We start from the raw sequence: 21,480 nt of genomic DNA, 5'->3' as shown, positions 1-21,480 counted from the left end.
GCAGTGCGGCGTCGGTGGCCGGCGAGCCGGGGTGCCATGATCGGGCCCCTCAGACCGAGTGGGTCTGCAGCCACAGCTCCAGCAGTCCGAGCTGCCAGAGCTTGTTCCCGCGCAACGGCGTCAGCTCACCGTTCGGGTCGGCGAGGAGCTCGCGGACGTACTCCGGACGGAACATCCCGCGGTCGGCGGCCGCCTCGCTCGAGAGCGCGTCCTTGACCAGGTCGAGCACCTTGCCCTGCAGGTGGGTGATCGCCGGCACCGGGAAGTAGCCCTTGGGCCGGTCGATCACCTCGGGCGGGATGATCCGGCGCCCGATCGCCTTGAGCACGCCCTTGCCGCCGTCCGCGAGCTTCAGCTCCGGCGGGCACATCGCCGCCAGCTCCACCAGGTCGTGGTCGAGGAAGGGCACGCGGGCCTCCAGGCCCCAGGCCATGGACATGTTGTCCACGCGCTTGACCGGGTCGTCGACCAGCATGACCTCGCTGTCCAGCCGCAGCGCGGCGTCCACCGCCGTCTCCGCCCCGGGGGCGGACATGTGGTCGTGCACGAACGCCAGGCTCGGGTCCTCGTCGAGCACGTAGCGGCCGGAGACGACCTGGCGCATCTGCGCGTGGTCGCGGTCGAAGAACGCCTTCGCGTAGGTGTGCACGGCCTCCTCGCGGCCGACGCCGGCCAGCGGCGGGTACCAGTGGTAACCGGCGAAGACCTCGTCGGCGCCCTGACCGGACTGCACCACGCGGATCGACTGGCTGACCCGCTCGCTGAGCAGGTCGAAGGCGACGACGTCGTGGCTGACCATCGGCTCGGCCATCGCGCCGATGGCGTGCCCGAGCGCGCCGGCCAGCTCGTCGGAGGCCACCCGGATGCGGTGGTGGTTCGTCCCGAAGCGCTCGGCGATGGCGTCGGAGTAGGCGAACTCGTCGCCCTCGCGCCCGCCGACGGACTCGAAGCCGATCGAGTACGTGGCCAGGCCGGTCTGCCCCTCCTGCGCGAGCAGGCCGACGATCAGGCTGGAGTCCAGGCCACCGGAGAGGAGCACGCCGACCGGGATGTCGGCCACCAGGCGCCGGCGGACGGCGACCCGCAGCGCTTCCTCGATCGCGTCCTCCCAGTCACGGGCGGACCAGTTCGCGTGCTCGGCTCGGCGCTCGTAGGTGGCGTTCCAGTAGCGGTGCTCGCTGCTGGTCCCGTCGGCCTCGATCACCCGCACGGTGGCCGGGGGCAGCTTGCGGACGCCGTTCAGGATGGTCCGCGGGGCCGGCACCACCGCGTGCCAGCTGAGGTAGTGGTGCAGCGCCACCGCGTCGATCGAGGTGTCGACGTCACCGGCGCGCAGGAGGGCAGGCAGCGTGGAGGCGAACCGCAGCCGCTTGCCCGGCGTCTCGGAGAGGTAGAGGGGCTTGATGCCCAGCCGGTCGCGGGCCATGACGACCCGGCCGGTGTCCCGCTCGGCGATGACGAAGGCGAACATGCCGTGCAGGTGCGAGACGACGTCGGTGCCCCAGTGGTGGTAGCCCTTGAGGATCACCTCGGTGTCGCTGTGCGAGAAGAAGCGGTACCCGTGGCCCTCCAGCTCGGCCCGCAGCTCCTGGTAGTCGTAGATGCAGCCGTTGAAGACCGCGGTCAGCCCGAGCTCGTTGTCCACCATGGGTTGGGACCCGCAGGTGGAGAGGTCGATCACCGAGAGCCGCCGGTGCCCGAAGGCCACCCGCCCGTTGCTCCAGGATCCCTGCCCGTCCGGGCCGCGGGGGACCAGGGCTTCGACCATGCGGGCGACCGCGGTGGTGTCGGCCGTGGTCCCGTCGAACGTGATCTCGCCGCAGAGGCCGCACATGCACAACGATCTAACTCCTGCAGCGGCCCACCCGCAGACTGAGACCCCCCGTCCCAGCCGATCGTGGCCCACCTCACGTCTGTTCCACGTGGAACCGCCGCGGGCGCCCCCCTCACCGCAGCGCGTCCTCCCGCACCGCACGCCGTCAGGGAGGACGCGCCGCGATCAGCTCGCCTTGATCGTCACCGAGGGCCCGGGACGGCCCGCGCGCCGCGGGGTCAGCCCGCGGTGAGGGCCTCCGTCGCGGCGACGACGTCGACCAGGCCGGCGCCCTTGTCGAAGGAGGTCGCGTACCCGTCCACCGTCTCGTAGGCCGCGCCGTCGGCGTAGCGGTACGCGGTGCCCTTGAGCGCCGCCTCGATCTCGGCCGGGGTCGCCGTCGGGTCGGCCTGGAACAGCTGGGCGACGATGCCGGCCACGTGCGGGGCGGCCATCGACGTCCCGCTGATGGTGTTGAAGGTGCCGAGGTCGAGCAGCCCCGGGCCGTTGCGGAAGTCCAGCCCCGTGGCGCAGATGGGCAGGTAGGGCCGGCACGCCGAGGTGATGTTCTCGCCGGGTGCCGAGAGGTCCGGCCAGGTCGAGGGGTCGGCGGCCGCACCCCGGGAGGAGTACCCGCTCACCGCGCCGTCCCGGGTGCCGGTGTCCCGGTCGAAGGCGGAGGCCACCGACAGGATGCCGCCGGTCGGGTCCTGCCCCGGAGGGTTGGTCAGCGAGGTCGAGCCGTCGCCGCCGTCGTTGCCCGCCGCCCAGACGGTGACGACGCCCTCGGCGGCCAGCGCCCGCTGCAGCTTCACCGTGGCCGAGTTCGGGTCGAACTCCCCGCCGCCGGACGGGCCGTAGCTGTTGTTGGTCACCTTGATCGGCGGGCAGACGTCGGCCGGCACGCCGGCGCCGCACGGCGCCTCGTGGTTCTCCAGGACCCAGTTCAGCGCCGAGTCCGCCCCGACGATGAGCAGCACGGCTCCCGTCGAGATGGACACCAGGCTCGCGCCGGGCGCGGCGCCCTGAACCTGACCACCGTCGGACAGCGTGGTCGGCCGGCCGGCGACGATCCCGCTCACGTGGGTGCCGTGGCCGCCGACCGAGAGGGTGTCGGTGTCCACCACGGACGGCACCCGGACGACGCACTCCGGCGTCGTGGTCGTCTCCAGGAGGCAGAGGCTCTCGAGGTTGGCGACGACGGCGCTGCCGCCGCCGGGCTCGAGGAAGGAGGGGTGGTTCGGGTCGACGCCGGAGTCGATCACCGCGACCGAGACCCCGCTGCCGTCGAGCGGCAGCCCGTTCGCCCCGGTGAGCGTGGCCGCGGCCTCGGCGCCTCGGGTGGCGAGGTGGGACGTCTCCTGGGCGAACTCGATGGGGGTGTTGCCCTCGAGGTAGGTGACGCCGGGCCGGCTGCGCGCCGCCTCGACCTGGCCGGCGGTGCCCGAGGCGACGACCACCCCGATGCGCTCGTACTCGGTGACGGTGCGCATGCCGGTGGCGGCTACGGCGGCGCGGGCGGCTGCGACGTCGGTGCCGTGGACCACGACCGTCGTCGGGACGGCGGCACCGAGGCCGGCGAGCTGGCCGGCCAGGAACTCCTGCACCGGCGCGAGCGCGGGACCGGCAGGGGCTGCCTGCGCGGGCGCGGAGAGGAGGGCGCCGGCGACCACGGCGCCGGACACCACCCCGAGCAGACGACGGGACGACGGGTTCATGGCGCTCCTCGGGGATCCGGTGGACGTGACCGGACAACGAGGCGCCGCCGAAGGGGTTACTCGGGAGTTACGGTCAGTTCCACGGGACGGCGATCCGCCGGCCGCCCAGCTCGTGCACGTCGACCTCGACGTCGAAGACCTTCCGCAGCAGCTCCGGCGTCATCAGCTCGTCGGTGGGCCCGGCGGCGACGAGGTGCCCGTCGCGCATCGCCACGATCCGGTCGGAGTAGGCGGAGGCGACGTTGACGTCGTGCACGACGAGGACGACCGTGCGCCCCAGCTCGTCGGCCATGGCCCGCAGCATCCGCATCATCTGGACCGAGTGCCGCATGTCGAGGTTGTTGAGGGGCTCGTCCAGCAGCACGTAGTCGGTGCCCTGGCACATGACCATGGCGACGTAGGCGCGCTGCCGCTGGCCACCGGAGAGCTGGTCGAGGTGTCGGTCGGCCAGCGGCGCCAGCTCGAACCAGTCCAGCGCCTCGGCGACGCGCTCCCGGTCCTCGGCGGTGAGCCGGCCACCCGAGTGGGGGAACCGTCCGAAGGCCACGAGCTCGCGGACGGTCAGCCGGACCGTCATCGCGTTCTCCTGGCGCAGCACCGCGAGCCGGCGGGCCAGCTGGGGGCCGGGGGTCCGGGCGACGTCCATGCCGTCCACCAGCACCCGGCCGGAGTCGGCGGGCAGCAGCCGCGAGGCGATCGACAGCAGGGTGGACTTGCCCGCCCCGTTGGCCCCGATCAGCGAGGTGATCCCGCCGGCCGGGATGGTCAGCGAGACGTCGTCCACCACGCGGGTGCCGCCGTAGGACTTGCAGACGGACTGGATCTCGATCACTGGCTCTGCCTTCTCACTGGCGGGGCTCCCGGACGAGCAGGGCGATGAAGACGATCCCGCCCGCGAAGTTGATGACGATGCTGAGGGCGGAGTTGAACCCGAACACCTGCTCGAGGACCAACTGCCCGCCGGCGAGCGCGAGCACCGCCAGCAGCGTGGCGCCGGGCAGCACCCAGGCGTGGCGGTGGGTGCCGAGGAGCTGACGGGCCAGGTTGGCCACCAGCAGGCCGAGGAAGGTCACGGGACCGACCAGGGCGGTGGAGACGGCGACCAGCACCGCCACCGCCAGCAGGGCGAGGTTGACCACCCGCCGGTGCTCGACACCCAGCCCCAGCGCGGTGTCCCGGCCCAGGGCCACGACGTCGAGCCGGGGGAGCAGCCGCCACACCCCGAGCAGCACGACCGCGACGACGACCGCGGACAGCGCCAGCAGCTGGCGGTCCACACCGTTGAAGCTGGCGAAGAGCAGGTCCTGCAGGGTGAGGAACTCGTTGGGGTCGATCAGCCGGGAGACCAGCAGGGTGAAGCTGGTGAACATGCCGCCGAGGACGACGCCGAGCAGCACCAGGACGTAGATGTCGCGCTCGGTGCGGCCGAACAGCGTCTTGTAGAGGATCGCGCCGAAGCCGATCAGCGCGACGACCTCGATCGCGAAGCGCAGCCGCGGGTCGGTCGCGGTGACCGTGGCCGCGCCGAGGAAGTAGACGCCCGCCGTCTGGATCAGGACGAACAGCCGGTCGAACCCCATGATCTCCGGGGTCAGGATCCGGTTGTTGGTCACCGTCTGGAAGAGCACGGTGGCGACCGCGACCGCCACCGCGACGACGGCCATCGCGGCGAGCCGGCGGCTGCGCTGCACCAGCGCGTAGTCCCAGGACCCGGTCACCCCGACGGTCAGGAACGCCGCCGCCGCGGCGACCGCCAGGACCACCAGGAGGACCAGCGTGCGGCGGCGACGGGCGGCCCGCTGCCGCGCGGTGGGGGCGGCGGGGCCGCCGAGCGTGCGGGTCATGCGTTCCCCCCGGTGCGCGCCCGCAGCAGCAGGGCGATGAAGAGCACGCCGCCGATGACCCCGCCGACGGTGCCGACCGGGATCTCGTACGGGTGGCGGATGGTCCGGCTGAGCACGTCGCAGACCAGGACGAAGGCGGCGCCGGTCAGCGCGGTCACCGGCAGCACGCGGCGCAGGTTGTCGCCCATGGCCAGGGTGACCAGGTTGGGGACCACCAGTCCCAGGAAGGGGATCGAGCCCACCGTGACCACCACGATCGCGGTGACCACCGAGGCGATGACCAGGCCGATGGTGACCACGCGGGTGTAGGGGATGCCGAGGTTGATCGCGAAGCTCTCACCCATGCCGGCCACGGAGAACCGGTCGGCGTACAGGTAGGCGACGACGGTGGCGGCGAGCACGACGTACAGGAGCTCGTAGCGGCCCGCCAGCACGCCGGAGAAGTCCCCGTTCATCCAGGCGTCCAGCGACTGCAGCAGGTCGAACCGGTAGGCCAGGAACATGGTGGCGGCGAGGACCACGCCGCCCAGGAGGATGCCCACCAGCGGCACCACGATCATGTCGGTCAGCACGATCCGGCGCAGCAGCCAGACGAAGAAGAACGTGCCGGCCAGCGAGAACGCCGTGGCGATGAGCATCTTCCCCAGCAGCGACGTGCTGCCGAACCAGAGCGTGGCCACGACGATCCCCAGGCCCACCCACTCGGTGGTGCCCGCGGTCTGCGGCGAGACGAACCGGTTGCGGGTCAGCGACATCATGACCAGGCCCGCGACGGCCATCGCCGACCCGGCCAGCAGGATCGCCACCAGCCGGGGGACGCGGCTGACCAGGAAGACGCGCGCCTGCGCCTCGTCGGGGTCGAGCAGGTCCAGCGGCGTCAGGTCGGTGACGCCGATGAAGAGCGAGGCCGACGACGCCACCACGAGCGCCAGCAGGGCGAACGCCACGTGCCACCGCCGGACGCCACGACGGCGCCCCTCCACCGGCTGGGGAACCGGGGGAGGGGCGGCGTCGGCGGTGCTGCTGCTCATGAGGCTGCGTCCGTGGAGGAGGGTCACTCCACCGCGGCGGCGATCTCCTCGACCATCTGCTCGACCGAGGGCAGCCCGGTCGGCGCGATGTACCAGACCGCGGAGTCCAGGTAGTGGATCGCGTCGTCCTGCGCCGCGCCGGTCGAGCGGACCAGCTCGTTGTCCAGCACCTGCGCGGCGGCCGTGCCGGACTGGCCGATCGCGGCGTCGCGGTCGAGGACGAACAGCATGTCGGGGTTCTTCTCGGCCAGGTACTCGAAGGAGATGGCGTCCCCGTGGTCGGCAGCGGTCAGCGCCTCGTCGGCCGGGGTGACGCCGAGCTCGTCGTAGACCATGCCGAACCGGGTGTCGGGGCCGTAGGCGGCCAGCTCGCCGGCGTTCGTCATCACGAACAGGCCGGTGCCGGCGTCCGCCGCGGCAGCCTTGACCTCGGCGATGCGCTCGTCGAGCGCGGCCAGCCGCTCGGCCACCGCGTCCTCCTCGCCGAAGACCTCGGCCAGGGTGGTGACCCGCGCCTCGAAGGACTCGAGGAAGTTCGAGTTGTCGACCGTCAGGTCGATCGTGGGCGCGATCTCGGACAGCTCCGGGTACACCGCGGCGGAGCGTCCACCGACGATGATCAGATCGGGCTCCAGGGCGTTGACGGCCTCGTAGTCGGGCTCGAAGAGGGAGCCGACCTTCGTGTACTCGTCCCCGGCGTACTTCTCGAGCGACTCCGGGTAGGCGGCCTCGGGCACGCCCTCGACCGGCACGTCGAGGCTGTCGAGCGTGGCGAGCGCACCGACGTCGAACACCACCACCGTCCCCGGGTCGACCGGCACGGTGGTCTCACCCTGGGCGTGGGTGACCGTGACCTCGGACGCCGAGCTCGAGCCCGTCCCCGAGGCGTCGGCGTCGGCGGACCCGCCGCACGCGGAGAGGGCGAGGACCGCGGAGAGGGGCAGAGCGAGGGCCGCGAGGGGCCGGACGGCGGTGCGCATGGGACTCCGATCGCTTCGGGAAGGCATGCCTTACTAAGGCGCGCCTAACCTGCCACACCGGCCCTGGCCGGTCTCCACCGGGTCCCCGCCGGGGGGCCTCCGGAGCGGCACGCCCCCCGCAGACCCCGCGGTCTCCCTCGCCCCCCGGGGCGGGAGGATGGCGTCGTGCTCGTCCCCGTCCCGCACCCGCGGCGCCCGTGAGCCTCGCCCTCGTCGTCGCCATCACCGTGGTCGCGGCACTCGTGGCCCTCACGGGGCTCGCGTCCACGGTCGCGCGCCGCCGGACGGGCCTGGTCCACCTCGCCGGAGCCGGCCTGCTGGAGGCCCTCCTGGTGCTCCAGGCCGTGGTGGCGCTCACGCGGATGGGTGACGGGACCCCCGCCGACACCGCCACGTTCCTGGGCTACCTGTTCGGCGTGGTGCTCATCCCGGTCGCCGGGGTGCTGTGGGCGCAGGCGGAGCGGACCCGCTGGGCCGGCACCGTCCTCGCGGTCGCGGCGGCCGCCGTCGGCGTCATGGCCTGGCGGCTGCTGCAGCTGTGGGAGGCCACCGGTGCGTGACCGCGGGCTGGGCCGCCCGGCCGAGGCGTCGGCGCCGGGCTCCGCCGGGCCGGCGCGCGTGCTGGTGCTGCTCTACGGCATCTTCGCGCTCGCGGCCGGGGCCCGGGCCGGTGTGCAGCTGGCCACCCGGTTCGACGAGGCCCCGCTGGCCTACCTGCTGTCGGCGTTCGCGGCGGTCGTCTACGTCGTGGCCACCGTGGCCCTGGCCCGGGGTGGCCGCGGGGGACGGCGCACCGCGCTGGCCGCCATCCTGGTCGAGCTGGCCGGCGTGCTCGTCGTCGGCACGCTCTCGCTGGCCGATCCGGCGGCGTTCCCGGACGAGACCGTGTGGTCGGCGTACGGCCGGGGCTACGGGTACGTGCCGCTGGTGCTCCCGGTGCTGGGCCTGTTGCTGCTCACCCGCCGGCGCCGCTCCTAGAAGTCCCCGCCGCCGAAGTCCCCGCCGCCGAAGCCCCCGCCGCCGAAGTCCCCGCCCCCGTCGTAGCCGCCCGCGTCGTCCCAGCCACCGCCGGCGCCGTCCTCGTAGCCCGCCGCGTAGGCCTCCTCGTCGCCCCCACCGAAGAGCCCGCCGTCCCCGAGGCCGGTGTCGAACAGCGCATCGGCGACCGCCGTGCCGATGACCAGGCCACCGATGGTGCCCAGCATGCTGCCGCCGATCAGGCTCCCCATGCCTGGTCCGCCGTACCCACGGCCCGGCCCGTACCCAGGCCCGTGGGCCGGGCCACCGAAGGTCCGCTCCATGAAACCGGGTTGCCGCAGCTCGGCCCGGGTGGCGGCACGGGCGAGGGTCCGCGGGTCGTCGCCGGCCGGCCGCTCACCGGGCGGTACCGACTCGCTCAGCCGGCCCAGCACCTGGGCGCGCTGCTCCGGGGTGAGCTGGGCGAAGGCCTCGGCGTGCGCCTGCTCGACCTGGTCCGGCGGGGCCGTGCGCAGCAGGTAGCGGTAGCGCTCGATCGCCTGCTCGTCGGCGGTCGGCTGCGGCCCGCCGTAGGAGCGCCCGGCGTAGCCGCCGGGCCGGCCGTACCCCGCAGGGTCGCCGTACCCCGCGTAGCCGCGGTCGTCGTGCTGCCGCCTGCGGCCGAACAGCCGGTCGAGCAGTCCCACGGGTTCCTCCTCGCGTCGCCGGGCGTGTGCCCCGGTGGGTGCCCCGCATGGGGGAGCGGGAACCACGCACCCGCACGACGCGGCGACGGCCCCTGGACGGTGTGCGCTGACGCCCGGTTCTCGGTGGGGGAACCGGGCGAGAGCGCACATCACCGGTAGGCGACGGGCCAGCAGTACCGTGCTCAGTCCTCGCCGTCGCGCAGCAGCCCGTAGGCGCCCCGGTGGAAGAGCAGCGGCCGCCGGTCGGGGACCGCCCCCAGGTCGAGCACCCGCGCCACGACGATCGTGTGGTCCCCGCCGTCGTACTCGGCCCACAGCTCGCCGTCGATCCAGGCGACGACGTCGTCGAGGACGGGGGAGCCGTGCGGGCTGGGGCGCCAGAGGACGCCGGCGAACTTGTCGGTACCGGAGCGGGCGAAGTTCTGCGAGACGGCGTCCTGGCCCTCGGCGAGGACGTTGACGCAGAACCGGCCGATCTCCCGCAGCCGGGCCCAGGTGCGCGACGTCCGGGCGGGGGCGAGCGCGACCAGGGGCGGGTCGAGCGACAGGGAGCTGAACGACTGGCAGGTGAAGCCGATGGGGCCCTCCGGGGTGTCGGCGGTGACCACGGTGACCCCGGAGGCGAAGTGCCCGAGGACGTCGCGCATCAGCCGCGGGTCGACCACCCGGGGCGGCTCGGGGACGCCCATCAGCGCGCGTCCGCGGAGCGGGGGACCGACCGGCCGCCGGCCCGGTACAGCGAGCTCGGCAGCTCGTGCCCGACGGCCTCCTCGGTGACCCGCGCCGCCGCCAGCAGCGCATCCAGGTCCAGGCCGGTGCGCACCCCGGACTCCTCGAGCATGTAGACCAGCTCCTCGGTGGCGATGTTGCCGCTCGCGCCCGGGGCGAAGGGGCAGCCGCCCAGCCCGCCGACGGAGGCGTCGAGCTGGGTGACGCCGGCCTGCACCGCGGCGAGGGCGTTGGCCTGCCCGGTGCCGCGGGTGTCGTGGAAGTGCACGCCCACGGAGATCCCCGGGCAGGCGCGGCGGACCGCGTCGACGAGGGTGACCACCCGCAGCGGGGTCGTCGTCCCGATGGTGTCGCCGAGGCAGAGCTGGTCGGCGCCGGCCGTGACCGCCGCGCGCGCCACGTCGACGGTGCGGGCGACCGGGGTCCGCCCGTCGAAGGGGCAGTCCCAGGCCGTGGCGATGATGACCTCCAGGGAGCCGCCGGCACCGTGGGCGAGCGCGGCGATCTCCCCGACCGCGGCCACGGCCTCGGCCGTGCTGCGCCCGGCGTTCGCGCGGCTGTGCCCGTCGGCGGCGGAGACCACGTACTCGAGGTCGGCGATCCCGCAGTCCACGGCGCGGACGGCGCCCCGCGGGTTGGCGACCAGCGCGGACCAGTGCACCTCGGGCCACCGCTGCAGCTCGGCGGCGAGCTGGTCGGCGTCGGCGAGCGCGGGCACGGCCCGGGGCGAGACGAACGACGTCGCCTCGATCCGGCGGACCCCGGTGGCCACCAGTGCCTCGAGCATCGCCAGCTTGCCCTCCAGCGGTACCGGTGCCTCCAGCTGCAGGCCGTCGCGCATGCCCACCTCGCGGACGTCGACCGAGCTGGGCAGCACCAGGTCGAACTCGTTCATCTGCGTCTCCTCGGCGCCGGCGTCGTTGCTCCCCGCATCCTCCCCTCCCCGCCGCGGGTTCCCCCGATCAGGCGCCCGGGAGCCCCGACAGGCGGTCCAGGGGGCGGACCGTCGTCCGCGTCCAGCAAGATGGGACCCGGCACAGGAGGTGGAGGGTGATGGAGGTGGCGGGCGCGCTGCCCCCGGCGGATCGGCGGAGCGTCTTCGCCAACGCGCCGATGGGGATCGCGTTGACGACGCCCGGGGGCCTGCTCGTCGACGTCAACCCCGCCCTCGCGCAGATGGTCGGCCGCTCGGCCGAGGGGCTCCACGGGCGCTCGGTGATGGACCTCGTCCACCCGGACTGGGTCCTCGCCGCGCAGGAGGCGCACGCCACGCTGACCGCCCAGCCCGACCGCCCGATGCGGCACGAGACGCGGCTGCGCCGCGCGGACGGCGCCGACCTCCCCGTCCAGATCACCGCCTCGTGGGTCGCCGAGAGCGAGGGGCAGGCGGCCCACCTCGTCCTGATCATCGAGGACATCACCGAGCGCAAGGCGCTCGAGGCGCAGCTGGTGCACCGCTCGCTGCACGACCCGCTCACCGGGCTGCCCAACCGGCTGCTGTTCCACGACCGGCTCCGGCACGCGCTCGACCGGGGCCGGCGCGAGGACACCCCGACGTGCGTGCTGATCATCGACCTGGACGGCTTCAAGGCGATCAACGACGAGCTCGGTCACCCGATGGGCGACCTGGTGCTCGTCTCCTTCGCCGAGCGGCTGCGCTCGGTGCTGCGGGCCAGCGACACCGCGGCCCGCCTGGGCGGGGACGAGTTCAGCATCGTCTGCGAGAACACCGAGCGGGCCGATGCCCAGGCCCTCGCCGACCGGCTGCGCACGACGGTCACCGAGCCGCTCGAGCTCGGCGGCACCCGGGTTCCGGTGGGCATCAGCGTCGGCATCGGCACGGTGCGGGGCGGCGAGCAGCCCGACGAGGTCTACGAGCGGGTCGTGCGGGCCGCCGACGACGACATGTACGCCGACAAGGCGCGCCGTCGCCGGGCCGGCCACCGCTGACCCGGGGCCGGGAGGCAGGGCGCCGCTGAGGAGACGGGCGGCTAGCCCAGCGCGCGACCGACCGCGACAGCCCGCGTGTCCGGCGCCGCCACCCGCGCGGCGTCGGCCTCCTGGTCACCGAGCTCGGTCTGGGAGCGGCGCTCGGCCTCGACCCGCGCGGTGTAGCTGGCCACCTCGTTGGCGATCCGCTGCTCGTCCCAGCCCAGGACGCCGGCGACCACCCGCGCGACCGGCTCGGCGGACGCCACGCCGCGGTGCGGGGTCTCGATGGAGATGCGGGTGCGGCGGGCCAGCAGGTCGTCCAGGTGCAGCGCCGCCTCGTGCCCGGCCGCCCAGACCATCTCGACCATGAGGTACTCCTCGGCCCCGGGCACCGGGTCGAGCAGCTCCGGCCTGCCCTCGGCCAGCGCGAGGAGGTCCGGGGTCAGCGAGCCGAACCGGTTGAGCAGGTGCTCCGCCCGGAAGCGGGGGATGCCCCAGCGCCGGGAGAGGCCGTCGAGGGAGTTCACCATCGCCGCGTACCCCTCGGCGCCCGCCAGCGGGATGTTCTCCGTGACGCTCGGGGGCACCGTCCGGCTCACGTCCTGCGCCACGGCGTCCACCGCGTCCGCCGCCATGGGGCGGTAGGTCGTGTACTTGCCTCCCGCCACGGCGATGACACCCGGCATCGGCCGGGCGACGGCGTGCTCCCGGGACAGCTGGCTGGTCGACTCGCTCTCCCCGGACAGCAGCGGGCGGAGCCCGGCGTACACCCCGGTGATGTCGTCGTGGGTCAGCGGGACCGACAGCACCTCGTTGACGTGGTCGAGGATGTAGTCGATGTCGGCCTTGCTGGCCGCGGGGTGCGCCTTGTCGAGCTCCCAGTCGGTGTCCGTGGTGCCGACGATCCAGTGGCTGCCCCACGGGATGACGAACAGCACCGACTTCTCGGTGCGCAGGATCAGCCCGGCCTCGCCGTTGATCCGGTCGCGAGGGACGACGATGTGCACACCCTTGCTGGCGCGGACGTGGAACCTGCCCCGCCCGCCGACCAGCGTCTGGACGTCGTCGGTCCACACCCCGGTGGCGTTGACGACGACCTCGCTGCGGACGTCGATCTCCCGGCCGGTCTCCACGTCGCGGACCCGCGCACCGATCACCCGGCCGCCGGCGTGCTCGAAGGCGACGACCTCGGCGGAGTTGAGGACGGTCGCCCCGTAGGCCGCGGCGGTGCGCGCCACGGTCAGGGTGTGCCGGGCGTCGTCGGCCTGGGCGTCGTAGTAGCGGACGGCGCCGACGAGCGCGTCGGGCCTGAGCGCGGGGAACATCCGGCGGGCACCGGTGCGGGTCAGGTGCTTCTGCGCGGGCATCGGCTCGGAGAGCGCGCCCAGCCGGGCCAGCCCGTCGTACAGCGCGAGCCCCGCGGTCACGTAGGGCCGTTCCCAGCCGCGGTGGGTGAGCGGGTAGAGGAACGGCACCGGCTTGACCAGGTGCGGGGCGAGCCGGTTGACCGACAGGTCGCGCTCGTGCAGGGCTTCCCGGACCAGGCCGAAGTCGAACTGCTCCAGGTAGCGCAGCCCCCCGTGGAAGAGCTTCGAGGAGCGGGACGAGGTCCCGCTGGCGAAGTCGCGCGCCTCGACCAGCGCCGTGCGCAGACCCCGGGTCGCGGCGTCCAGCGCCACCCCGGCCCCGGTCACGCCACCGCCGACGACCAGGACCTCGAACTCGCCCTCGGCGAGCTCGGCCCAGGCCTGCGCTCGTTGCTCCGGCCCGAGCGGGCGTACTGCCGTCATCTGCACTCCCCGGGGATGCCCGCCCACGCGCGGGACGCACTGGGAAGGTGCCCGGGTGCCCGTGCACCTCCGTGTCGCTGCCGTCGGCCGCGGGGCAGGCGTGCTCCTCCGGCCCCCGGCCAGCCCACGGTAGGTCGGTCCGGCCACGGCGTCGACGCACCGCGTCCGACATCGTCGCACCGGCGGGACCCGGCAGGAGCCGCCGATGCCCTAGCGTCGCGCCATGCCGGGCACCGTGCAGTCCATCGAGCGGGCGGCTGCCATCCTCCAGGTGGTCGGGGGAGCGCCCGAGCCGCTCGGCGTCACGGACATCGCCGAGGCCGTCGGTCTGGCCAAGACCACCACCCACGGCCTGCTGCGCACGCTGCTGCACGTGGGGTTCGTGGCCCAGGACCGGCAGACCGGCCGGTACGGCCTCGGCCCCGGGCTGCTGAACCTGGGCAGCAGGCTGGACGTCAACGAGCTGCGGTCACGGGCCTCGAACTGGACCGACGCGCTGGCCGCCCGCAGCGGGCACACGGTGCGGCTGGCCACCCTCGCCGGCAAGGACGAGGTGGTCGTCGTCCACCACATCTTCCGGCCGGACGATTCCGCGCAGGTGCTGGAGGTGGGGGCCGCGCTGCCGGCCCGGACGACGGGGCTGGGCAAGGTGCTCCTGGCGCACGCGCCCGGGCACCGGACGGCGCGGACCGCGACCGACGGCCGGGCCACCGAGCTGGCCGAGGTCCGGGCCCGGGGCTGGGCGGCCGAGCGGGGGGAGCACGAGGCGGGCCGCGGGTGCATCGCCGCGCCCGTCCGCGGGCCCGGTGGCCCGGTCGTGGCCGCACTGGGCGTCAGCGGTCCGGTGACCGCCTTGTTCGACGGCCGCGGCGCGCCGCGGGGCCTCCTGCTGGGCATGGTGACCGACGCGGCCGCCGCCGTCTCCCGGGAGCTGGGGTACGGCGGTGCCTGACCGCTACGTGCTCGCCGTGGACCAGGGGACGACGTCCACCCGCTCGCTGGTGTTCGACCGCGGTGGCCGCATGGTCGCCGTCCGGCAGCGGGAGCACCGCCAGCACTTCCCCCGGCCCGGCTGGGTCGAGCACGACCCGATGGAGATCTGGGCCAACACGCGGTGGACGGCCGACCAGGTGCTGGCCGACCTCGGCTCGGCGGGCACGGTCGTCGCGCTGGGCATCGCCAACCAGCGGGAGACCACCGTCGTGTGGGACCGGGCGACCGGCCGGCCGGTGCTACGCGCCCTGGTCTGGCAGGACACGCGCACCGCGGAGCTCGTGTCCGAGCTCAGCGCCCGGCCGGACGCCGGCCTCGTCGCCGAACGCAGCGGCATGTCCATCGCCGGCTACTTCTCCGGGCCGCGGCTGCGCTGGATCCTCGAGCACGTGCCCCGCGCGCGGGAGCGGGCCGAGCGCGGGGACCTGCTGTTCGGGACGATGGAGACCTGGCTGATCTGGAACCTCACCGGCGGCCGGGAGGGTGGCCTGCACGTCACCGACGTGACCAACGCCAGCCGCACGCTGCTGATGGACGTGCGCAGCTGCCGGTGGGACCCCGACCTGCTGGCGTTCTTCGGCATCCCCGCGGCGATGCTGCCCCAGATCCGGCCCTCGGTCGGCGTGCTCGGCACGGCCACCGCGCTCGCCCAGCCGCTGCCCATCACCGGGGCGCTCGGGGACCAGCAGGCCGCGCTGTTCGGGCAGGCCTGCTTCGCCCCGGGGGAGGCGAAGTGCACCTACGGCACCGGGAGCTTCCTGCTGCAGAACACCGGCACCGAGCTCGTGCGCACGCGGTCGGGCTCGATCAGCACGATCGCCTACCAGCTGGCGGGCGAGCCGGTGCGGTACGCCCTGGAGGGCTCGGTCGCGGTCGCCGGCGCCCTGGTGCAGTGGCTCCGCGACGGGCTGGGGCTGATCACCACCGCCCCCGAGGTGGAGACGCTCGCCCGCACGGTGGACGACAACGGCGGCTGCTACGTCGTCCCCGCGTTCTCGGGCCTGCTCGCCCCGCACTGGCGGGGCGAGGCCCGTGGGCTGGTGGCCGGGCTGACCTCCTACGTCACCAAGGGCCACCTGGCCCGGGCGGTGCTCGAGGCCACCGGCTGGCAGACCCGGGACGTCGTCCGGGCGATGGCCGCGGACTCCGGGCTGCTGCTGCCCGCGCTCCGGGTCGACGGCGGTATGACCACCAACAACCTGCTGATGCAGTTCATCGCCGACGTGCTGGACACCCCGGTGGTCCGCCCCATGGTGGGGGAGACCGTGTCGCTGGGAGCCGCGTACGCCGCGGGGCTCGCGGTCGGCGTCTGGTCCGACGTCGAGGCGCTGCGCCGGAACTGGCACCGGGCGGCGCAGTGGACACCCTCACCGGAGCAGGCCCGGGCGCTGAACGCCGAGTACCCGCGCTGGGAGCGCGCCGTGCAGCTCAGCATCGCGTGGGGGGCGCCCTGGAACCCGGCTGTCCGATGATGTCGAACCAGCGCTGTTGTCTGCGTCACAGTTGCGCTCCTACGGTCCGCGGGACGGACCTGGCGGTGGCGAGCACCCGGGGTCCGACGACACCCACGGCCCGCGACGCTGCGGCCCGAACTCGAGGAGCGCCTACCCGTGGAGACCACGAGCCTCTGGACAGTCTTCGGCAGTGAAGTGCTCGGCACCGGCATCCTGATCCTGCTCGGTGTCGGGGTGGTGGCCAACGTCGCGCTGCCCAAGACGTACGGCAACGGCGGTGGCTGGATCGTCATCATCTTCGGCTGGGGGCTCGCGGTCTTCGCCGGCGTCTTCGCGGGTGCGGCCTCGGGTGCGCACATCAACCCGGCCGTCACCGTCGGCCTGTGGGTGAGGGGGACGGAGGAGTACGCGCCCGGCGTCCCCGTGACCGTGGCCGCCACCCTCGTCTACTTCGCCGGCCAGCTGGTCGGCGCCTTCCTGGGCGCGGTGCTGGCCTACCTCGCCTACTACGGGCACTACAACGACCCGGAGGCCGCCGGGACCCAGCTGGGCACCTTCGCCACCGGACCGGCGATCGGCACGGTCAAGGACAACGTGGTCACCGAGGTCATCGGCACCTTCGTCCTCGTGTACGTGATCCTCCGGTTCGGGGACACGCCCACCCAGCTCGGCCCGCTGGCCGTCGCCCTGCTGGTCGTCGGCATCGGCGCCTCGCTCGGCGGCCCGACCGGCTACGCCATCAACCCCGCCCGCGACCTCGGTCCCCGCCTCGCCCACGCCGTCCTGCCCATCCGGGGCAAGGGCGGCAGCAACTGGGGGTACGCCTGGGTCCCGATCGTGGGCCCGCTCGTCGGCGCCGTCCTCGCGGGCGGCCTGTCGCACATCCCGTTCTGACCGACCAACCGAGAGGAACTCCCATGCCGCAGTACGTCGCAGCCATCGACCAGGGGACCACGAGCACCCGCTGCATGATCTTCGACCACGACGGGGCGGTCGTGTCGGTCGGGCAGAAGGAGCACCGGCAGATCTTCCCGCGGGCCGGGTGGGTGGAGCACGACGCGATGGAGATCTGGCGCAACACCCGCGAGGTGGTCGGCCAGGCCATCGCCCGCAGCGACGCCGGCTCCTCCGACATCGTCGCCGTGGGCATCACCAACCAGCGGGAGACCGCCGTCGTCTGGGACCGGGCGACCGGCGAACCGGTCTACAACGCCATCGTCTGGCAGGACACCCGCACCACGAAGATCATCGAGGACCTCGGCGCGCTGGGCGGCGGCGCCGACCGGTACAAGGACCGGGTCGGGTTGCCCCTGGCCACCTACTTCGCCGGGCCGAAGGTCCGCTGGATCCTCGACAACGTCGAGGGCGCCCGTGAGCGGGCGGAGCGCGGCGAGCTGCTCATGGGCACCATCGACTCCTGGCTGATGTGGAACATGACCGGCGGAGCCGACGGCGGGCAGCACCTCACCGACGTCTCCAACGCCTCGCGCACGATGCTCATGGACTACCGGACGCTCGCCTGGGACGAGTCCATCGCCGAGGAGATGGGCATCCCGGTGTCGATGCTGCCGGAGATCCGGTCCAACTCCGAGGAGTACGGCCGGGGCCGCAAGGCCGGTTTCCTCGCCGGCGTGCCCATCTCCGGATCGCTGGGTGACCAGCAGGCGGCGACGTTCGGGCAGGTCTGCTTCGAGCGCGGGATGGCCAAGAACACCTACGGCACCGGCAACTTCATGCTGCTGAACACCGGCGAGGAGGCCGTGCCCTCGCAGAACGGCCTGCTCACCACGCTGTGCTACCAGCTCGGCGACGCCAAGCCGGTGTACGCGCTGGAGGGCTCGATCGCGGTCACCGGCTCGCTGGTGCAGTGGGTGCGGGACAACCTGGGCATGATCAAGAGCGCGCCGGAGATCGAGGACCTCGCCCGCACCGTCGACGACAACGGCGGCTCGTACTTCGTCCCGGCGTTCTCCGGGCTGTTCGCCCCGCACTGGCGGTCCGACGCCCGCGGCGCCGTCGTCGGGCTCACCCGGTACGTGAACAAGGGGCACCTGGCCCGGGCGGTGCTCGAGGCGACCGCCTACCAGACCCGCGAGGTCCTCGACGCCATGAACGCCGACTCCGGCGTCGACCTGACCGAGCTCCGGGTGGACGGCGGGATGGTCGGCAACGAGCTGCTCATGCAGTTCCAGGCCGACCTGCTCGACGTGCCGGTCATCCGGCCGAAGATCGCCGAGACGACCGCGCTGGGTGCCGCCTACGCGGCGGGGCTCGCGGTGGGCTTCTGGTCCGACCTCGACGAGCTGACCGCCAAGTGGGCAGAGGACAAGCGCTGGGAACCGCGGATGGCGGCCGAGGAGCGGGAGCGGAACTACCGCAACTGGCAGAAGGCGGTGACGAAGTCCCTGGACTGGGTGGACGAGGACGTCAGCTGACGCAGGACGCCGTCCTCCCCGGGCGCTCCCCCCGAGCGCCGGGGAGGACGGTCGGCGGTCTGCTGGCCCGCTGACCGGCCGCGGCGTCAGCTGCCGAGCGCGGTGGCGACGACGGCGCGGGCCTCCTCCTGCACCTGGGCGAGGTGCTCGGGGCCGCGGAAGGACTCCGCGTAGATCTTGTAGACGTCCTCGGTGCCCGAGGGCCGGGCGGCGAACCAGGCGTTCTCCGTGGTCACCTTGAGCCCGCCGATCGGGGCGTCGTTGCCCGGGGCGCGGGTGAGCTTGGCGGTGATCGGCTCACCGGCCAGCTCGGTGGCGGAGACGTCCTCGGGGGAGAGCTTCCCCAGCGCCGCCTTCTCCGCGCGGGTCGCCGGGGCGTCGATGCGGGCGTACGCGGACTCGCCGAAGTGGTCGGTGAGCTGCTTGTGCAGCTTCGAGGGCGACCGGCCGGTGACCGCCTGGATCTCCGCGGCCAGCAGCGCGAGCAGGATGCCGTCCTTGTCCGTCGTCCAGACGCCGCCGTCGCGGCGCAGGAAGGAGGCGCCGGCGGACTCCTCGCCGCCGAACGCGACCGACCCGTCGAGCAGGCCCGGGACGAACCACTTGAACCCGACGGGCACCTCGACCAGCCGGCGGTCCAGATCGGCCACCACGCGGTCGATGAGCGAGCTCGACACCAGCGTCTTGCCGACGGCGACGTCCTTGGCCCAGCCGGGGCGGTGGCTGAGCAGGTAGGCGATCGCGACGGCGAGGAAGTGGTTGGGGTTCATGAGCCCGCCGTCGGGGGTCACGATGCCGTGCCGGTCGGCGTCGGCGTCGTTGCCGGTGGCGATCTGGAACTCGTGCCGGCGATCGACCAGCGAGGCCATCGCCGAGGGGGAGGAGCAGTCCATGCGGATCTTGCCGTCCCAGTCCAGCGTCATGAACCGCCACGTGGGGTCGACCAGCGGGTTGACGACGGTGAGGTCGAGGCGGTGCCGCTCGGCGATGGCCGCCCAGTAGTCGACGCTGGCGCCGCCGAGCGGGTCGGCACCGATCCGGACCCCCGCCTCGCGGATCGCGTCGAGGTCGACGACCCCGGGCAGGTCGTCGACGTAGGTGCCCAGGAAGTCGTAGGCCTCCGCGGCGGAGCGCGCCTGCTCCACCGGTACCCGCCGGACGCCGCTGAGCCCGGCGCGCAGCAGGTCGTTGGCCCGCCCGGCGATCCAGCCCGTGGCGTCGGTGTCGGCCGGCCCACCGGACGGCGGGTTGTACTTGAAGCCGCCGTCGCGCGGCGGGTTGTGCGACGGCGTCACCACGATGCCGTCGGCCAGGCCATGCTGCTTGCCCTGGTTGGCCCGCAGGATCGCGTGGCTGATCGCCGGCGTCGGGGTGTAGCGGCCGCCGGCGTCGACCAGGACGGTGACGTCGTTGGCGGCCAGCACCTCCAGCGCCGTCGCCCAGGCCGGCTCGGAGAGCGCGTGCGTGTCCCGGCCCAGGAAGAGCGGCCCGTCGAAGCCCTGCTCGGCCCGGTACTCGCAGATCGCCTGCGTGGTCGCGAGGATGTGCGCCTCGTTGAACGCGGCGTCGAACGAGGACCCGCGGTGGCCGGAGGTGCCGAACACCACCTGCTGGGCGGGTTCGGCCGGGTCGGGCTCGACGGTGTAGTACGCGCTGACCAGCGACGCCACGTCGATGAGGTCTGCGGGCTGGGCCGGCTGTCCGGCGCGGGCGTCGCTCATGCCGTTGATCTTGGCGCGTCGGCGTCGTCCCCGCGAGATCAGCGCGTGCGGCGGGGCTCCCCGCGGTAGGTGCCGAACTGCCAGACGTTGCCCTCCGGATCGCGGATGGTGACGTCCCGGGAGCCGTAGTCGGTCGTGTACGGCGCTCGCACGACCTCCGCGCCGGCGGCGACGGCGCGGGCGTGCACGGCGTCCGGGTCGTCCGTGACGACGTAGCAGCCGGTCGACTCCACCGGCCACTGGCCGCCGTGGTCCCGGACGGAGCCGAGCATGACCCCACCGCCCTCGGGCCAGTCGAGCTGGGCGTGGTCGACCCGGTCGCCCTCGCCGTACACGGCGGTCTCCTCGAAGCCGAGGACATCCACGAGGAAGCGGATGAGCCCGCGGGCGTCCCGGGCCCGGAAGGCCGGCCACACCATGGGGGCCGGCGCGGTCTGCTGCTGGTCGGTCTGCTGCGTCGTCGTCATGGCGACGACAGTGCCGTGGCGAGCGCGGCGGTGTCTTGCACGTATCCGAACTCCGCGGCGAGCCAGCGGGTCGGCGCCAGCCCGGAGAACGCCGTCCACTCGCGGGTCAGGTGCGCCTGGTCGCTGAACCCCGCAGCGACGGCGAGAGCCGCGAGGTCGGGCGGCCGACCGCAGGCGACGCGCCCGGCGAGCGCGCGGCGGGCCGCGTCGAACCGCGCGACGCGGGCCGCCTCCTTCGGGCCCAGCCCGGTCTCGGCGCGGAACCGGCGCTCGAGGTACCGGGTGGACCAGCCGACCCGGGCGGCCACCTCGGAGACGCGCAGCCGGCCGCCGCCCCCCGTCGTCAGCCGCCACGCCTCGACCACCTCCGCGGGGACGCCGTCGTCGTCGCGCAGCCGGCGCAGCAGCCCCCGGTCGAGGGCGGCGAAGCGGGCCGGCCAGCCATCCGCGGCGCGGATACGGTCCAGCAGCTCCCCGCCCGACGGGCCCAGCAGGTCGGCCAGCGCGACGTCCACCGAGGCCAGCGCGCCGGCGGGCACGCCGAGCAGGGCGCGCGCCCCCAGCGGCGTGAGGGAGAGCTGGATGCCGGCCTGCCGGCCGGGGTGGACGATCCGCGCCGGGCGGGTGTGCAGCCCGCCCACCAGGGCGTCGAACCGGCCGGGGGGCTGCGCCGGGTCCGGGTGGGCGGCCACCTCCAGCGGGTCGTCGAGGGTGAGGACGACGGTCAGCCAGGGGGAGGGGAGGCCCAGGTGCTCGCCGGGCGGGAAGCCCTCGTGCCGGTAGCCCAGGGCGGCGGCGACGTACGGGCGCAGCGCCGGGTGCGGGCGGTGCACCACCGACTCCTGCCGCACCCGGCCAGGATGGCAGCGGAGCGCTGAGGGCTCCAGAGCCGCCCACTCGACGCGTTCG

20 protein-coding genes are annotated in these 21,480 nt (G+C 74.0%); 7 read left to right on the top strand and 13 right to left on the bottom strand.

From position 1 onward, the window contains the following. Window positions 1-49: 49 nt before the first annotated feature. From ACI79W_RS18085 to ACI79W_RS18060, 6 genes are all read right to left on the bottom strand, one after another. Window positions 50-1,834 (bottom strand): N-acetylglutaminylglutamine amidotransferase, encoded by a 1,785-nt coding sequence (locus ACI79W_RS18085; RefSeq protein ID WP_456563478.1) that lies wholly within the window; start codon window positions 1,832-1,834, stop codon window positions 50-52. A gap of 218 nt (window positions 1,835-2,052) precedes the next feature. Next, window positions 2,053-3,531, bottom strand: a complete 1,479-nt coding sequence (locus tag ACI79W_RS18080; protein WP_456563477.1) for a S8 family serine peptidase — start codon at window positions 3,529-3,531, stop codon at window positions 2,053-2,055. A 73-nt stretch (window positions 3,532-3,604) separates the two neighbouring features. Beyond that, window positions 3,605-4,363 (bottom strand): iron ABC transporter ATP-binding protein, encoded by a 759-nt coding sequence (locus ACI79W_RS18075; protein ID WP_456563476.1) that lies wholly within the window; start codon window positions 4,361-4,363, stop codon window positions 3,605-3,607. A 13-nt stretch (window positions 4,364-4,376) separates the two neighbouring features. Then, window positions 4,377-5,375, bottom strand: a complete 999-nt coding sequence (locus tag ACI79W_RS18070; protein ID WP_456563475.1) for an iron chelate uptake ABC transporter family permease subunit — start codon at window positions 5,373-5,375, stop codon at window positions 4,377-4,379. Continuing rightward, window positions 5,372-6,406, bottom strand: a complete 1,035-nt coding sequence (locus ACI79W_RS18065) for an ABC transporter permease (RefSeq protein WP_456563474.1) — start codon at window positions 6,404-6,406, stop codon at window positions 5,372-5,374. Before ACI79W_RS18065 ends, ACI79W_RS18070 begins: the two co-directional genes overlap by 4 nt. A gap of 23 nt (window positions 6,407-6,429) precedes the next feature. Continuing rightward, the gene (locus tag ACI79W_RS18060; RefSeq protein WP_456563473.1) at window positions 6,430-7,386 is read right to left on the bottom strand and encodes a siderophore ABC transporter substrate-binding protein; all 957 of its coding nucleotides are present in this window, start codon (window positions 7,384-7,386) and stop codon (window positions 6,430-6,432) included. Window positions 7,387-7,583: 197 nt separating this feature from the next. Here ACI79W_RS18060 and ACI79W_RS18055 point away from each other — a divergent pair, with 197 nt between their 5' ends. Further along, window positions 7,584-7,946 carry a hypothetical protein gene (locus ACI79W_RS18055; RefSeq protein WP_456563472.1) on the top strand — a complete coding sequence of 121 codons (363 nt, stop codon included), beginning with the start codon at window positions 7,584-7,586 and terminating at the stop codon, window positions 7,944-7,946. Then, window positions 7,939-8,364 (top strand): hypothetical protein, encoded by a 426-nt coding sequence (locus tag ACI79W_RS18050; RefSeq protein ID WP_456563471.1) that lies wholly within the window; start codon window positions 7,939-7,941, stop codon window positions 8,362-8,364. Before ACI79W_RS18055 ends, ACI79W_RS18050 begins: the two co-directional genes overlap by 8 nt. Here the strand turns inward: ACI79W_RS18050 and ACI79W_RS18045 are convergent. The 3 genes from ACI79W_RS18045 to ACI79W_RS18035 form a co-directional block, all read right to left on the bottom strand. Continuing rightward, on the bottom strand, window positions 8,361-9,050 hold the full coding sequence (locus ACI79W_RS18045; RefSeq protein ID WP_456563470.1) for a hypothetical protein: 690 nt from the start codon (window positions 9,048-9,050) through the stop codon (window positions 8,361-8,363). The genes ACI79W_RS18050 and ACI79W_RS18045 overlap by 4 nt on opposite strands. A 182-nt stretch (window positions 9,051-9,232) precedes the next feature. After that, window positions 9,233-9,739 (bottom strand): flavin reductase family protein, encoded by a 507-nt coding sequence (locus tag ACI79W_RS18040; RefSeq protein ID WP_456563469.1) that lies wholly within the window; start codon window positions 9,737-9,739, stop codon window positions 9,233-9,235. Further along, window positions 9,739-10,674, bottom strand: coding sequence for a hydroxymethylglutaryl-CoA lyase (locus tag ACI79W_RS18035; protein ID WP_456563468.1), 936 nt, complete (start codon window positions 10,672-10,674; stop codon window positions 9,739-9,741). The genes ACI79W_RS18040 and ACI79W_RS18035 overlap by 1 nt, the downstream gene beginning before the upstream one ends. A 158-nt stretch (window positions 10,675-10,832) precedes the next feature. Between ACI79W_RS18035 and ACI79W_RS18030 the strand changes: the two genes are divergently transcribed. Further along, on the top strand, window positions 10,833-11,729 hold the full coding sequence (locus ACI79W_RS18030; protein ID WP_456563467.1) for a GGDEF domain-containing protein: 897 nt from the start codon (window positions 10,833-10,835) through the stop codon (window positions 11,727-11,729). 41 nt (window positions 11,730-11,770) lie between these two features. Here ACI79W_RS18030 and ACI79W_RS18025 read toward each other — a convergent pair whose 3' ends face one another. Then, on the bottom strand, window positions 11,771-13,501 hold the full coding sequence (locus ACI79W_RS18025; protein WP_456563466.1) for a glycerol-3-phosphate dehydrogenase/oxidase: 1,731 nt from the start codon (window positions 13,499-13,501) through the stop codon (window positions 11,771-11,773). A gap of 223 nt (window positions 13,502-13,724) precedes the next feature. Here ACI79W_RS18025 and ACI79W_RS18020 point away from each other — a divergent pair, with 223 nt between their 5' ends. The 4 genes from ACI79W_RS18020 to glpK (ACI79W_RS18005) all read left to right on the top strand — a co-directional run bounded on the left by ACI79W_RS18020 (window position 13,725) and on the right by glpK (ACI79W_RS18005) (window position 18,383). Continuing rightward, window positions 13,725-14,453 carry an IclR family transcriptional regulator gene (locus ACI79W_RS18020; protein WP_456563465.1) on the top strand — a complete coding sequence of 243 codons (729 nt, stop codon included), beginning with the start codon at window positions 13,725-13,727 and terminating at the stop codon, window positions 14,451-14,453. After that, window positions 14,446-15,966 (top strand): glycerol kinase GlpK, encoded by a 1,521-nt coding sequence (glpK, locus tag ACI79W_RS18015; protein WP_456563464.1) that lies wholly within the window; start codon window positions 14,446-14,448, stop codon window positions 15,964-15,966. Before ACI79W_RS18020 ends, glpK (ACI79W_RS18015) begins: the two co-directional genes overlap by 8 nt. Window positions 15,967-16,104: 138 nt before the next feature. After that, entirely contained in the window at window positions 16,105-16,842 is a 738-nt protein-coding gene (locus ACI79W_RS18010) for an MIP/aquaporin family protein (protein WP_456563463.1), read from the top strand. Window positions 16,843-16,865: 23 nt separating this feature from the next. Continuing rightward, on the top strand, window positions 16,866-18,383 hold the full coding sequence (glpK, locus tag ACI79W_RS18005) for a glycerol kinase GlpK (RefSeq protein WP_456563462.1): 1,518 nt from the start codon (window positions 16,866-16,868) through the stop codon (window positions 18,381-18,383). Between the two features lie 86 nt (window positions 18,384-18,469). Here the strand turns inward: glpK (ACI79W_RS18005) and pgm are convergent, their stop codons facing one another. Genes pgm through ACI79W_RS17990 form a run of 3 tightly spaced genes read right to left on the bottom strand, consistent with a single transcriptional unit; the run spans window position 18,470 to window position 21,422 of the window. After that, window positions 18,470-20,104, bottom strand: coding sequence for a phosphoglucomutase (alpha-D-glucose-1,6-bisphosphate-dependent) (gene pgm, locus ACI79W_RS18000; protein WP_456563461.1), 1,635 nt, complete (start codon window positions 20,102-20,104; stop codon window positions 18,470-18,472). Window positions 20,105-20,142: 38 nt separating this feature from the next. Next, the gene (locus ACI79W_RS17995) at window positions 20,143-20,571 is read right to left on the bottom strand and encodes a VOC family protein (RefSeq protein WP_456563460.1); all 429 of its coding nucleotides are present in this window, start codon (window positions 20,569-20,571) and stop codon (window positions 20,143-20,145) included. Continuing rightward, window positions 20,568-21,422 carry a helix-turn-helix domain-containing protein gene (locus ACI79W_RS17990; protein WP_456563459.1) on the bottom strand — a complete coding sequence of 285 codons (855 nt, stop codon included), beginning with the start codon at window positions 21,420-21,422 and terminating at the stop codon, window positions 20,568-20,570. The genes ACI79W_RS17995 and ACI79W_RS17990 overlap by 4 nt, the downstream gene beginning before the upstream one ends. Between the last annotated feature and the right edge of the window lie 58 nt (window positions 21,423-21,480).

This window comes from Blastococcus sp. SYSU DS0533 (assembly GCF_054050775.1).
This window is presented reverse-complemented; position numbering and strand designations above follow the sequence as displayed.

Excerpts from the sequence above, each read along its gene's own strand:
- ACI79W_RS18060 (WP_456563473.1), bottom strand. The coding sequence starts at position 7,386 with ATGCGCACCGCCGTCCGGCCCCTCGCGGCCCTCGCTCTGCCCCTCTCC.
- ACI79W_RS18020 (WP_456563465.1), top strand. The coding sequence starts at position 13,725 with ATGCCGGGCACCGTGCAGTCCATCGAGCGGGCGGCTGCCATCCTCCAG.
- pgm (WP_456563461.1), bottom strand. The coding sequence starts at position 20,104 with ATGAGCGACGCCCGCGCCGGACAGCCGGCCCAGCCCGCAGACCTCATC.
- ACI79W_RS18080 (WP_456563477.1), bottom strand. The coding sequence starts at position 3,531 with ATGAACCCGTCGTCCCGTCGTCTGCTCGGGGTGGTGTCCGGCGCCGTG.
- ACI79W_RS18030 (WP_456563467.1), top strand. The coding sequence starts at position 10,833 with ATGGAGGTGGCGGGCGCGCTGCCCCCGGCGGATCGGCGGAGCGTCTTC.
- ACI79W_RS17995 (WP_456563460.1), bottom strand. The coding sequence starts at position 20,571 with ATGACGACGACGCAGCAGACCGACCAGCAGCAGACCGCGCCGGCCCCC.
- glpK (WP_456563462.1), top strand. The coding sequence starts at position 16,866 with ATGCCGCAGTACGTCGCAGCCATCGACCAGGGGACCACGAGCACCCGC.
- ACI79W_RS18040 (WP_456563469.1), bottom strand. The coding sequence starts at position 9,739 with ATGGGCGTCCCCGAGCCGCCCCGGGTGGTCGACCCGCGGCTGATGCGC.
- ACI79W_RS18085 (WP_456563478.1), bottom strand. The coding sequence starts at position 1,834 with ATGTGCGGCCTCTGCGGCGAGATCACGTTCGACGGGACCACGGCCGAC.
- ACI79W_RS18035 (WP_456563468.1), bottom strand. The coding sequence starts at position 10,674 with ATGAACGAGTTCGACCTGGTGCTGCCCAGCTCGGTCGACGTCCGCGAG.
- ACI79W_RS18025 (WP_456563466.1), bottom strand. The coding sequence starts at position 13,501 with ATGACGGCAGTACGCCCGCTCGGGCCGGAGCAACGAGCGCAGGCCTGG.
- ACI79W_RS18070 (WP_456563475.1), bottom strand. The coding sequence starts at position 5,375 with ATGACCCGCACGCTCGGCGGCCCCGCCGCCCCCACCGCGCGGCAGCGG.
- ACI79W_RS18065 (WP_456563474.1), bottom strand. The coding sequence starts at position 6,406 with ATGAGCAGCAGCACCGCCGACGCCGCCCCTCCCCCGGTTCCCCAGCCG.